Genomic DNA, 11,777 nt, shown 5'->3' on the forward strand with positions numbered 1-11,777 from the left:
CCACCCTGAACACGGGGCCGGTGTGGCCCCGCAGGGGCTCGCCCAGCGGGCCCGCATGGGCCGGGTCGGTGAGGTCCCACAACCGGATGGTGCCATCGAGGCTGCTGGAGGCCAGGGTGTGCCCGTCGGGGCTGAACGCCACACTGGACACGGTGTCGGTGCCGGTCAGGGGCCCGCCCAGCGGGACCGGGTGGGCCGGAACGGTGAGGTCCCACAGCCGCACGGTGCCGTCGTCGCCGCCGGAGGCCAGGGTGCGCCCGTCGGGGCTGAACGCCACACATTCCACCGGGCCGGTGTGGCCGGTCAGGGGCGCGCCCAGCGGTGCGGGGTGGGCCGGGTCGCTGAGGTTCCACAACCGCACGCTGGCGTCGTCGCCGGCGGAGGCCAGGGTGTGCCCGTCGGGGCTGAACGCCACACCGAACACCGGGCCGGTGTGGCCGGTTAGGGGCGCGCCCAGCGGTGCGGGGTGGGCCGGGTCGGTGAGGTTCCACAACTGCACGCTGGCATCGGCGCTGGCTGAGGCCAGGGTGTGCCCGTCAGGGCTGAACGCCACACCGAACACGGGGCCGGTGTGGCCGGTTAGGGGGGCGCCCAGCGGTGCGGGGTGGGCCGGGTCGGTGAGGTTCCACAACCGCACGGTGGCATCGGTGCTCCCAGAGGCCAGGGTGTGCCCGTCGGGGCTAAACGCCACAATGCGCACCGTTGCCGGCGTGGGGATGATCATGCGGGTGGTGTTCAGCGCGCTGGTGGCGGTGTAGAACGCGCCGCGACTGGCCGTGGGGTCGGACCGGATTCGCTTGGCAGCCAAGGTGTCGGCGAGCGCGCGAATGTCACTTTTGCCGGTGACGCCCGAAAACACCGCGGATGCTTCGGTGTCCAGTTGGGCGGCCAGCGCGTCGCGCGCTTCCTGAATGGCTTGTTGTCGCTGTCGGATCGCTTCTCCTCGTTGCACGAAGGCAAAAGCCGCTGCGACGACCGCGACGATAGTCAGCACCGCCATCGCGCCGATCGCCACGCCCCGGAGACGCCGAAAACGACGCTGCTCACGAAGATCATCACCGGTCAACTCGTCTTTCGGTCTGTCGTGAATCGGGGCCGCCAGCGAGGTGACCTTGTCGCGAAACGCCAAGGACTGAAGCTCCCAGGGCGCATCGTCGGTCACGTCGATGTAGAGCGGCTCAGCCGGTAGCGACCCGGGCTCGGTCAATACCGGCGGAGCGGCGCTGGACCGCCCAGGGTCAAACCGGCCCTCCGTGGCGTCCCACCGCAGACTGCCCTCGGCCAGCACCAACATCAATCCGTCGTGCCCACGCTGCTCGAGCCAGTGTTTGATCTCCTCGTTGACCCAGTGCGAGGCCGCCGACTGGGGCGACAGCACCACAATCATGAATCGCGACCCGTCGAGCGCCTCGGTGATTTTGGCCCACAGGTCCGGATTAGCGGTCAAATTTGTGTCGTCGCGAAACACCCGCAGCGCACGCAACTGACCCACCCGCCGCCCGATCTGATGGAGCCCCTTCTGGATCGCGCTGGTGACTTCCTTATCCCGGTGGGCGTAGGACAAGAAGGCGTCGTAGGCCACCGGCGTCTGCGCCTGATCGACCTCGCCGTCGAGCGAAGGCGGCGTCGGAACGCCCTCGTCTCCTGGCGGCGGATAGTTACCCGTCGCGGGTGACTGCTGAGTCGGATGTCTAGGAGACGAAGCGCGTTGCTGATGGAAGTCGGACATTGTTCAGGCTTTCCGGTATTTGTCAGCTAGACAACTGCGTCACCGGTCCCGCGCCGGCGCTTACGAATCGCAACAGCTTATGCGAGTTCGCGGCCCCGGCAGGGCGAACCAGCAACCTGATATCCCGGTGCCCATGCCGTATTTGGTGAGCTCCTAACGTATGGCGCTGGCGCCGCGCCACTGATCCCACGGCAGGGTCAGCCGACGGTGGCTACCCCGAGCGCGCCGGTGACCACAAGGGCGGCGGCCAGCCCGCGCCGAAACCAACTGTGCTGGCGGCAATCTCGAATCGTCACGTCGGTCAGGGACCCCTCCTGCGATGAGACGGCGGCTGTGCACCCGAAAGGATGGTGACCTTCCGTACCCGCGGGAGGGAAGACGCAAACGTTGACGCCGCGGCTCGCCGCCGCAGGCGCCGTCTAACTACTCGTCGTCAGCGGGCTGGCCGGTGAAGACCTCTTTGGCTCTCTCGACGGCGTAGGTGGCGATGTCCAGTGAGTTGTGGACGATGTCACCGGTTCCGCCGGCGATGTCACCCTTGAGAATATGGCCTGCGTCTTCGACGATGTCCGCCGACCTCTCGACTGCGTTGGCCACGATGTCTCGGGCGGCGTCGATCGCGTCCTTCGGCTTGAAGGCCATCGCAGTCTCCTTATACCTGTGTGATGTGGCTATCCGGTCTGGCCGGTGTCCGATGGGAAGCCTCCGCCAGTGGCGTTCGGGAATCCACCGCCGGTCAGCTGCCCAACCTGCCAGCCGTGTTCGGTGCACAGCATCGGAAGCCCGTCGGGAGACTGGGCCGACGACCCGCGCGGGTTGTCGCACTTCGCACCGACCTGCTGAACACCGTTAAGCGGGTAGGTGATTACCCAGAACCCCGATTGTGCGGCCGGGAACTGATTGGTGATGAAGTGGCATGCCTCGGCCTGACCATTCGGGCCGCGTCCGAAGATGAACCGCTCATAGTTGTCGCACGGCGCACCCAGCGATGCGTCGTAGTTCATCCCCGGCACGTCGCCGTCGTAATTTCCCGGGTCGGCGGCGGCGACCGGCGCGATGCCGACGGCGGTACCCGTGATCGCAGCGGCGATGAACAGTTGGCGAATCATGACCCACCTTCGGTGTCGCGGTGCGGGGGCCATGCATCGCCCCCGGCGGCCTGGGGCAAGCATAGCCAGTGCCGCCCCGACCACAAGGGTGATTTGCTCCGGCCACATGGGGAGATCGGCCAATGATCAACTGCCTGCCAGCGATGCCTGCCCATCACCTCCAGTGCCTTTGCCGTCGTGCCCACGCAGGTGGTGAGAACACGTTTCAATCCGTCGCCCGGCAATCCGGTGAGAACGCGTTCCATCTGGGCGGTCGCGATGCTTTACTGAGCCAGAACGCTTCACTTTTAGCGGTCTTCAAGTCGTATTCATATTCATAGGAGTGCCCCCGATGCCGACTCCAAATCTCCCACCCGGGTTCGATTTCACCGATCCCGACGTCCACGCCGAGCGGTTGCCGGTCGAAGAACTGGCCGAACTGCGCCGAACCGCGCCGATCTGGTGGAACGAGCAACCCCTCGGCGTGGGCGGGTTCGACGACGGCGGCTTCTGGGTGGTGAGCAAGCACAAGGACGTCAAAGAGGTTTCAATACGCAGCGATGTCTTCTCCAGCCTGCAGAAAACCGCCCTGCCGCGCTATAAAGACGGCACAGTCGGCGAGCAGATCGATCGGGGCAAATTCGTCCTGCTCAATATGGACGCGCCGCAGCACACCCGGCTGCGCAAGATCATCTCGCGCGGCTTCACCCCCCGGGCCGTCGAGCGCCTACGCGATGACCTCAACGAGCGTGCCCGGCGCATCGTCGAGAGGGCCGCGGCCGAGGGTTCCGGCGATTTCGTCGAGCAAGTGTCCTGCGAATTGCCACTGCAGGCCATCGCAGGGCTGCTGGGTGTCCCCCAAGAGGACCGGATGAAGCTGTTCCACTGGTCCAACCAGATGGTCGGCGACCAGGATCCCGAGTTCGAAAACAACGACGCCATCGATGCGTCTATGCAACTCATCATGTACGCCATGCAGATGGCCGCCGACCGGGCGAAGAACCCGGGCGAGGACATCGTCACCAAACTGGTCGAGGCTGACGTCGACGGCCACAAACTCTCTGATGACGAGTTCGGCTTCTTCGTGATCCTGCTCGCCGTAGCCGGCAACGAGACCACCCGCAACTCGATCACCCAGGGCATGATGGCGTTCACCGACTTCCCCGACCAGTGGGAGCTCTACAAGCGAGAGCGGCCCGCCACCGCGGCCGACGAGATCGTCCGGTGGGCCACCCCGGTCACGTCCTTCCAGCGGACCGCCTTGGAGGACTACGAATTGTCGGGCGTGCAGATCAAGAAAGGCCAGCGGGTGGTGATGGTCTACCGCTCAGCCAATTTCGACGAAGAGGTGTTCGACGACCCGTTCACCTTCAACATCCTGCGTGATCCCAACCCGCACGTGGGATTCGGCGGTACCGGCGCGCATTACTGCGTAGGGGCCAACCTGGCGCGGATGACGATCGACCTCATGTTCAATGCGATCGCCGATCAGATGCCCGACCTGACGTCCGTCGGTACGCCGGAGCGGCTGCGTTCGGGCTGGCTCAACGGTATCAAGCACTGGCAGGTCGACTACCACACCAGTGGGGCGAAATGCCCTGTCGCGCACTAGGACTTATATTCAAGCAATGGCAACCCATCGAGCTGTACACGTAGCCTCCGCAAATGCAGCCTTAGCGCTGGTCGACGTCGAAACCAAGCCACCGGGTCGCGATGAGGCGCGGCTGACCGTCACCGCCTGTGGGATCTGCGGCACGGACGCGCACTTTGTCTCAGGTGGCTTCCCGGGCATGACGTGGCCGTTGACCCCCGGGCATGAAATCGCCGGAACGATCGCGGAGCTCGGTGCGGGTGTCGAGGGTTTCGCGGTCGGCGATCGCGTCGCGGTCGGGTGGTTCGGCGGGTGCTGCTACCACTGCGATCAGTGCCGAAAAGGCCGGTTCATTCATTGCGAGAACGGGAAGATCCCGAGTTACCAATACCCGGGCGGATATGCGGAGTCGGTGACTGTCCCGGGGAGTGCGCTCGCCCGGATACCGGCCGGGCTTTCCGACGCGGAAGCCGCGCCGATGGGCTGCGCTGGCGTTACCACCTACAACGCCTTGCGTCATACGAAGGCAGTGCCCGGCGATCGGGTTGCCATCCTCGGTGTCGGCGGACTCGGTCACCTCGGGGTGCAGTTCGCCCGGGCGATGGGTTTCGAGACCATCGCAATCGCCCGCGGCGGCGGGAAAGAGCAGGACGCCCGGAAGTTGGGTGCCCACCACTACATCGACTCCACCGCCGGCGATCCCGCCGAAGCGCTGAAAGCCCTGGGCGGCGCGGCGGTCGTGCTGGCGACGGCGGGCAACTCGCCGGCCATGGCCGCAACGGTCGGCGGGATATCGCCACAGGGTGAACTCGTCACGATCGGCGTCACGCCTGAACCGTTGCCGATCAGTCCCATCCAGCTCATCACGCCCGGGGTCAGCATCGTCGGCCATCCCTCGGGTACGGCCAAAGACGTCGAAGACACCATGCATTTCGCGGTCCTGTCCGACGTGCGGGCGTGGATCGAAGAGCTACCGTTGTCGCAGGCGGCCGAAGGCTACGCAGCCTTGGAGCAAGGGCGAGCTCATTACCGCACCGTTTTGACCATGTGACACAGTCGGTCCGTGACCGACATCTGGACCATCGACGCGTCTGACGGTGAGTTATTGATTCACACCGGTGTCGCAGGCCGGGCGGCGAAGATGGGGCACCGGCTCACCATCGCGATGAAGCGCTGGCAGGCTACCGTGACGTGGTCGGACGGCGAACCCGCGGCAGCGCAGCTGGAAGTCGACGTGGATTCGCTCGAAGTCCTGCATGGCGAAGGTGGCCTGACACCGTTGTCCGGACCGGAGAAGATTGTGGTGCGCTCCAACGCATTACGACAGCTGGGCGCCGGACGCTTCCCCCAGATCCGCTTCGACGCCGACACCGTCGACCAAACCCGGGATGGTTACCAGTTAGCCGGGACGCTGCAGATCCGCGGGAAGACCAGGGCGCAGGTAATCGATCTGCGCACCGACGATCTCGGCGATGTCTGGCGGCTGTCCAGTCAGACCGTCGTTCGCCAATCCGCATTCGGGGTCAAGCCATACTCGCTGTTGATGGGCTCGTTGAAGGTCGCCGACGAGGTCACCGTGTCGTTCAGTGCGCAGCGGGCCAAAGACACCTGACCGGACAATCCGAACAGGGGAGTGCAGATGCGGATCGGAGTGGTGTTCCCGCAGACCGAGATTGGTGCCGACGCGGGTGCAGTGCGAGCCTATGCCGAGCACGTCGAAGGGCTTGGGTTTGCCCACCTACTTGCCTACGACCACGTAGTCGGTGCCGATCCGAAGGTTCACGTCGGCTGGGACGGTTTTTATGACCTGCACGACACTTTCCATGAGCCGCTGGTGACGTTCGGTTATCTCGCTGCCGTGACCACGTCATTGGAACTGGTGACCGGCATCGTGATCCTGCCGCAGCGACAAGCCGTCCTGGTTGCCAAGCAGGCGGCCGAGGTGGACTTGCTCAGCGGCGGGCGGCTACGCCTGGGTGTTGGCCTCGGCTGGAACGCGGTCGAATACGAGGCACTGGGCGAAGACTTTTCGAACCGCGGCAAGCGCAGCGAAGAGCAGGTGGAGCTGATGCGCAAGCTGTGGACCGAACAGACCGTCACCTACCACGGCATCTATCACCGGGTGACCGGAGCCGGACTGGCGCCGCTGCCGATTCAGCGGCCGATTCCGGTGTGGTTCGGGGCAGCTTCACCGCGCGCGTGCCGGCGAGCCGGTCGGCTTGGCGACGGCTGGTTTCCGATGGTGGGCCCCGGCCCGAAACTGGATCAGGCACGGCAAGCCGTCGCGGAAGCCGCGACGGAGGCTGGTCGGGATCCCGCCCAGATCGCCATGGAGGGCCGGGTGTCCTGGAACGGCAACCCCGATGACCTTGCCGACGGTCTTCGGGTCTGGGCCGAGGCGGGCGCCTCCCATATTTCGATCAACACGATGAACGCTGGGCTGGTATCGGTCGACGACCACCTTGGCGCGTTGACCACCGCCGCCGAAACCGCCAGGGCCTTCGCGGGTTAGGCCCTGGTGCACCGCTGCCTAACGATCTGGCGGCGCTAAATGCTAGGGTCGGCGGCCCTTATGCGAAACAATTGTGGTCGGTTCATCGATAGCCGAATCGCATAAGGAGCTGCCGATCATGCAACCCGAATCCAACTCCTACCCCGTCCGGGTTCGAGCTGACCTCGATCCCGCATTGTCGCGCTGGCAATGGCTGGTCAAGTGGATCCTCGCCATTCCGCACTACATCGTGTTGTTCTTTCTGCATTTCGCGGTCGTCGTGGTCTGGGTGATTGCGTTCTTCGCGATCCTGTTCACCGGGAAGTACCCGCGCGCGTTGTTCGACTTCAGTCTCGGCGTCATGCGATGGCGCTGGCGCGTTGCTTTCTATGCGTTGGTCGCACTGGGCACCGACAAATATCCGCCGTTCAGCTTGCATTCAAAAGCTGACTACCCGGCCGATCTGGAGGTCGACTATCCCGAGCGGCTCAGCCGGGGTCTGGTGCTGATCAAGTGGTGGCTCTTGGCCATCCCGCACTACCTGATACTGCTGGCGTTATTTACCGGCGGCTGGCGGCTTTTGCGGCTCGACCCGAATGAGTTCGTCGCCTACGATCTGCCGCCGCTGTTCGTCATCCTGCTGATAATCGCTGTGGTGGCTTTGCTGTTCACGGGACGCTACCCAAAGGGGTTGTACGACTTCCTGATTGGGATCAATCGGTGGGCGATCCGGGTTCGTGCCTACAGCGGGCTGCTGCGCGACGATTACCCGCCGCTGCGTCTCGACACCGGTCCACGCGAAGCCGGATAGTCGAAACTGCCCGAAACAGCCGGAGCCGCTTAAGAATCGGGAAATCTGGCGACTATGGAGGCGGTGCGCCCGGATTGGCCGGCGGGCCTTGCGGAGGCGCCGGCTGGTCTTGCTGACCGTGCAGGCGCTCACGCAGCTTGGTGAGCAGTGGATGCGGATCCGGTTGCGGAGGTGGCGGAGGAGGGACCGGCTGCGGCGGTGCGGGCGGCGGGACTGGCGCTGCGGCGGGAAGTCCGGCCGACGGCTCCTCGGAAGCGACGGTCTGCGGTTGGGCAGCCGCTGGAACTTCGGTCGGATGTTCGGCCGGCGCTGGCGCTGGTCGCGCAATCGGTGCCTCGACCGCTGCCGGCCGCGGAGCCGGAGCTTGCGGGGCGGGAGCGCTCGCCGCCCGGTGGGCCACATGTTGGACCGGTCCGGCAGCTCGGTCGGGAACCAGACGTGGGCCCAAGGCGAGCGACAGCGATGCCACGAGTGTGACCGCCCCGGCGACCAACATCGTCAACGCCCCTGCGTAGGAGTTCTGCCGGGTGCTTCCCCTCCCCCCTCGGTCGCCAGAGACGGTCTCGATCATCTCGGTGTCGGTGAATTCCGTGCTGTCAGCCGAGGCGAGCGCGGCTCCGCGCGCCAGGGCCAACTGCGCGCCGGTCTGCGTGAGGACGGGGACCGGCACCGCTTTCTCAAGCCGCCACGACAGCGCTTCGAGGTCCTCATCGGGACCAACGACGACGACGCCGCCCGGTTGCCATGAACTCCGGTTGAACAGGCTGGTCAGCCAACCGACCAGCCGGCCCGCGCCGCCCGGCAGCCGCTTGATGGCCGTTTGTTGCTCGTCGTCGCAGGTGTCGACCATTGCGACGATCGTCGAATCGCCGTCGAGCACGCAAACCGCGGCCTTCTCATAGCCGACAACCGGCGCGATCGCCCTAGCCAGCTCGTCGCACGCCTGGTGCAGCCGAATCGGGACAACGTTGTCGAAGCCGGCGTTGGTCAGCGACTCCAGCAGCAGCGCAGCCTCGGCGGCCGCCTCGTCGCTCCAGGTCACGCCGATAACGTGAATACGGTGGTCATAGCTGGCCGCCGCCGCTTGCGCCTCCAACACGGCCGCGGTCGCCTGCTCCGAGGTGTAAACCGCCTGCACCCCACCGCCGGAAGCCACGTCGAAATCCTCGTGATCCAGGATGGCGCCGTCAGCGTCGCGGCCTTCCACCAGGACCCAGCCGACCGACGTAGATGTCAGCGACAGCCCAAGTACCGTGTCCAAATCTGCACCTCAATCGTGCCCCAATGTCCATGCGCCGCAGCCAGCACGAGACCGTTGATGCGGTTGGTTCGTGCGCGGCGAGGACCGGGACAGCGTGCTCTCGTCGGTCTACCCTCGGTGAGCCTACGCGCTCCTCGCGACAAGAGCCGAACGGGTATAGACACCCCTGCTCGACATCCCGATGACCTGCGACGTCGAGCGAGATCCTCGCGGCCGACGCGCAGCCACCCCGGTCACCGGACGAGCCTTGCGTGGCGAAAGACCCGCTAAATTCCGGTTCTAAAAATTGCACCGGAAAGTTGCCACCGACCCAATTACCACAGGCTCCGCGCAGGTCGCGATGGCCGATGCAGAATCGAAACACCTTTGCGTCCTGATCGACATATGGAGTACCACACGGTAAGTTTTGCGACTAGCGCACGACGGCCTACGACAAGGGGCAGGGATGACATACCTGAGCGAAAAGATGCGTGGCTGGGTGCGGCGACTTACGGTCGCCGCTTTTGCGGCCGCCGCACTACCGGGCCTCGTCGGCCTTCTGGGTGGAGCGGCGACGGCGGGGGCCTTCTCCCGGCCCGGTCTTCCGGTCGAATACCTGCAGGTGCCTTCGGGAGCGATGGGCCGCAGCATCAAGGTCCAGTTTCAGAGCGGGGGAAACAACTCCCCCGCCGTGTACCTGCTCGATGGTCTGCGCGCCCAGGACGACTACAACGGGTGGGACATCAACACGCCCGCCTTCGAGTGGTACTACCAGTCCGGGTTGTCGATCGTCATGCCGGTTGGCGGGCAGTCCAGCTTCTACACCGACTGGTACCGCCCGGCCTGCGGAAAGGCCGGCTGCTCGACCTACAAGTGGGAAACCTTCCTGACCAGCGAGCTGCCGGGTTATCTCGCCTCGCAAAAAAGCGTCAAGTCGACCGGCAGCGCCGCGGTGGGCATCTCGATGGCCGGTGCATCTTCAATGAATCTGGCGATCTACCACCCTGGTCAGTTCATCTACGCCGGTTCGCTGTCCGGCTACCTCAGCCCGTCCACCGGGCAGGGCTGGATAGGCCTCTCGATGGGTGATGCCGGCGGCTACAAGAAGGAAGACATGTGGGGGCCAGACAGCGACCCGGCATGGGTGCGCAACGACCCCTTGATCAACGTCGGCCAACTCGTCGCCAATAACACCCGGCTCTGGGTGTACTGCGGCAACGGGACTCCGAGCGAACTGGGCGGCGCCAATTTGCCGGCTACGTTCATCGAAAGCAACTTCATGATCGGCGTCAACAAGAAGTTCCAAGACGCTTACAACGCCGCGGGCGGCCACAACGCCGTGTTCAACTTCCCGGCCTACGGCACCCACAGCTGGGAGTACTGGGGCGCCCAGCTGAACGCCATGAAGGGTGATCTTCAGGGTGCCCTCGGCGCCCACGGCTGATCGGTCGGCTAACCTTTGCGAGCAAACTGCGCTTGACGGTGAGCCGTCAAGCGCAGTTTTTTGTCCAGGTTCAGTGCAGTTGGCCGCTGATATCGATCCATCCCGTCGGGTCGCCGCGGTGGTTGTTCAAGTCGCGGCACTGACCATAGATACGCGCGACTCCATGCTTCGGGGAGTCGCTGTCGGGGTAGAGCATCGCGGTGACACCGTTCTTGGACAACGTTTTGCCGAGCAGGTGCTGGTTGGGCGGTAACCCCGCACGCCAGCCGCGGGCAACCATGGCCGCCGCGATGCTCCGGAAATACTCGTCGACGCGGGCATCGGCGGGCAACTCGAAATTCATGTAGACCGCTCCCTGATACGGAGGATCATCGCGGTCTTTACAGGACATCAAAAGATAACCCGCCGTTGGACGCTGGAGCCCAGCGATCGCGACGATGAATCTCGCTTGGTCGACGACCTCGGTTTTGGTCTGGTCGTCGGTGGCCGTACGACTGGGGTGCTCAACAGAATCGGCGGGCGATGAATGTAGCCGGCCCACCGCCAAAAACGTTGCGCCCAGTACGAGCGTCCACGTCAAAGCGGCAGCCATCAACGTCCGACTTACCGGCGAGCGAAGCCGTTCGGCGGGGCTGGACGCCGGGTCAGGCACCCAAGGCGGCGAGGAGTTCCTTGATCCGGGCCGCTTCATCATCCGTCGGGATTTCGTCGGCCTCGATGGCGTCGAGGAGATCGGCCGTCAGCCCCGCGCCATTGGCGGTTTCCTGCGCCGACAATTTGGCGCGCCGACGCACGGCATACAGTTGTTGGCCCAACGTCGCCCCGGGCGCCTCGGCGGCCATTGCCATCAGATCGTCGTAGCGCGTTCGAACTCCGCTCAGCGAAACGATGACCGACGGTGTCGCCCGGCCGCGAGACGCTGCTTTGGTGAGTGCGGTCTGCAGCTTTCGTAGGCCGGCAAGGATCACCGCGGCGCGTCCGGAGAACTCCGGATCGTTGGTGTCGGGCAAGGCGTCGATCGCTGCGGCGAACATCTGCATCGCCGCCTCGACCAAGCTGACAATGACGGGCGCCTCACCGTCATCCGGCCCGCCGCCCTTGGAACGCTTTGTGCCGTGCAAGGCATCACTGAACTCTGCGTCGATGATGATCACTCCGTCTCGATCGCGATAGAAGACGTCGAAACGCTAGCGCGGATCCATCGTCTATACAAGGGTTGGACCCCGCCGCGGGCCTTTGGGTCTGAGTATCCCGGGTACCGAACAACGGCAGCGCCATTAGCGGCGCGCCGCTGCGCCAAAACCCGCGAGCGGTGTCGGCCACCAGGCCGCCGGCAACGGCAGAAGACATATTCACAACCATTCTTTGATGCCCACAGAACTG

Annotated in this window: 12 protein-coding genes; 6 read left to right on the forward strand and 6 right to left on the reverse strand. The window is 64.9% G+C overall.

The genetic code is table 11. The annotated features are described in order from the left end of the window. The 3 genes from VEI45_RS06650 to VEI45_RS06660 form a co-directional block, all read right to left on the reverse strand. On the reverse strand, positions 1-1,729 hold a 1,729-nt coding region (locus VEI45_RS06650), incomplete at its 3' end, for a toll/interleukin-1 receptor domain-containing protein (RefSeq protein ID WP_324851312.1). Positions 1,730-2,152: 423 nt separating this feature from the next. Then, entirely contained in the window at positions 2,153-2,371 is a 219-nt protein-coding gene (locus VEI45_RS06655) for a hypothetical protein (protein WP_324851314.1), read from the reverse strand. A 29-nt stretch (positions 2,372-2,400) separates the two neighbouring features. Further along, positions 2,401-2,838 carry a hypothetical protein gene (locus VEI45_RS06660; protein WP_324851316.1) on the reverse strand — a complete coding sequence of 146 codons (438 nt, stop codon included), beginning with the start codon at positions 2,836-2,838 and terminating at the stop codon, positions 2,401-2,403. Positions 2,839-3,169: 331 nt separating this feature from the next. Here VEI45_RS06660 and VEI45_RS06665 point away from each other — a divergent pair, with 331 nt between their 5' ends. The 5 genes from VEI45_RS06665 (at position 3,170) to VEI45_RS06685 (ending at position 7,710) form a co-directional block, all read left to right on the forward strand. Then, entirely contained in the window at positions 3,170-4,429 is a 1,260-nt protein-coding gene (locus VEI45_RS06665) for a cytochrome P450 (RefSeq protein ID WP_324851318.1), read from the forward strand. Between the two features lie 16 nt (positions 4,430-4,445). Next, positions 4,446-5,459, forward strand: a complete 1,014-nt coding sequence (locus VEI45_RS06670) for an alcohol dehydrogenase catalytic domain-containing protein (RefSeq protein WP_324851319.1) — start codon at positions 4,446-4,448, stop codon at positions 5,457-5,459. 21 nt (positions 5,460-5,480) lie between these two features. After that, positions 5,481-6,020, forward strand: coding sequence for a YceI family protein (locus VEI45_RS06675; RefSeq protein ID WP_414687414.1), 540 nt, complete (start codon positions 5,481-5,483; stop codon positions 6,018-6,020). Positions 6,021-6,047: 27 nt separating this feature from the next. Then, positions 6,048-6,920: an LLM class F420-dependent oxidoreductase gene (locus VEI45_RS06680; RefSeq protein ID WP_324851323.1), complete on the forward strand. Its 873-nt coding sequence runs from the start codon at positions 6,048-6,050 to the stop codon at positions 6,918-6,920. Positions 6,921-7,038: 118 nt separating this feature from the next. Then, positions 7,039-7,710: a DUF4389 domain-containing protein gene (locus VEI45_RS06685; RefSeq protein ID WP_324851324.1), complete on the forward strand. Its 672-nt coding sequence runs from the start codon at positions 7,039-7,041 to the stop codon at positions 7,708-7,710. A 52-nt stretch (positions 7,711-7,762) separates the two neighbouring features. Here the strand turns inward: VEI45_RS06685 and VEI45_RS06690 are convergent, their stop codons facing one another. Further along, on the reverse strand, positions 7,763-8,971 hold the full coding sequence (locus tag VEI45_RS06690; RefSeq protein ID WP_324851326.1) for a DUF7159 family protein: 1,209 nt from the start codon (positions 8,969-8,971) through the stop codon (positions 7,763-7,765). A gap of 445 nt (positions 8,972-9,416) precedes the next feature. On the opposite strand from VEI45_RS06690, the gene VEI45_RS06695 reads away from it, so the two are divergent. Beyond that, positions 9,417-10,394, forward strand: a complete 978-nt coding sequence (locus tag VEI45_RS06695; protein WP_324851328.1) for an alpha/beta hydrolase family protein — start codon at positions 9,417-9,419, stop codon at positions 10,392-10,394. A 70-nt stretch (positions 10,395-10,464) separates the two neighbouring features. Here the strand turns inward: VEI45_RS06695 and VEI45_RS06700 are convergent, their stop codons facing one another. Together VEI45_RS06700 and VEI45_RS06705 are read right to left on the reverse strand one after the other, a co-directional pair. After that, positions 10,465-10,986 (reverse strand): hypothetical protein, encoded by a 522-nt coding sequence (locus VEI45_RS06700; protein ID WP_324851330.1) that lies wholly within the window; start codon positions 10,984-10,986, stop codon positions 10,465-10,467. A 52-nt stretch (positions 10,987-11,038) separates the two neighbouring features. Continuing rightward, positions 11,039-11,428 (reverse strand): hypothetical protein, encoded by a 390-nt coding sequence (locus VEI45_RS06705; protein ID WP_324851332.1) that lies wholly within the window; start codon positions 11,426-11,428, stop codon positions 11,039-11,041. Positions 11,429-11,777 lie beyond the last annotated feature (349 nt).

Origin of the sequence: Mycobacterium sp., from assembly GCF_035623875.1 — a bacterium.
In the GTDB taxonomy this organism is placed as follows: Bacteria; Actinomycetota; Actinomycetes; order Mycobacteriales; family Mycobacteriaceae; genus Mycobacterium.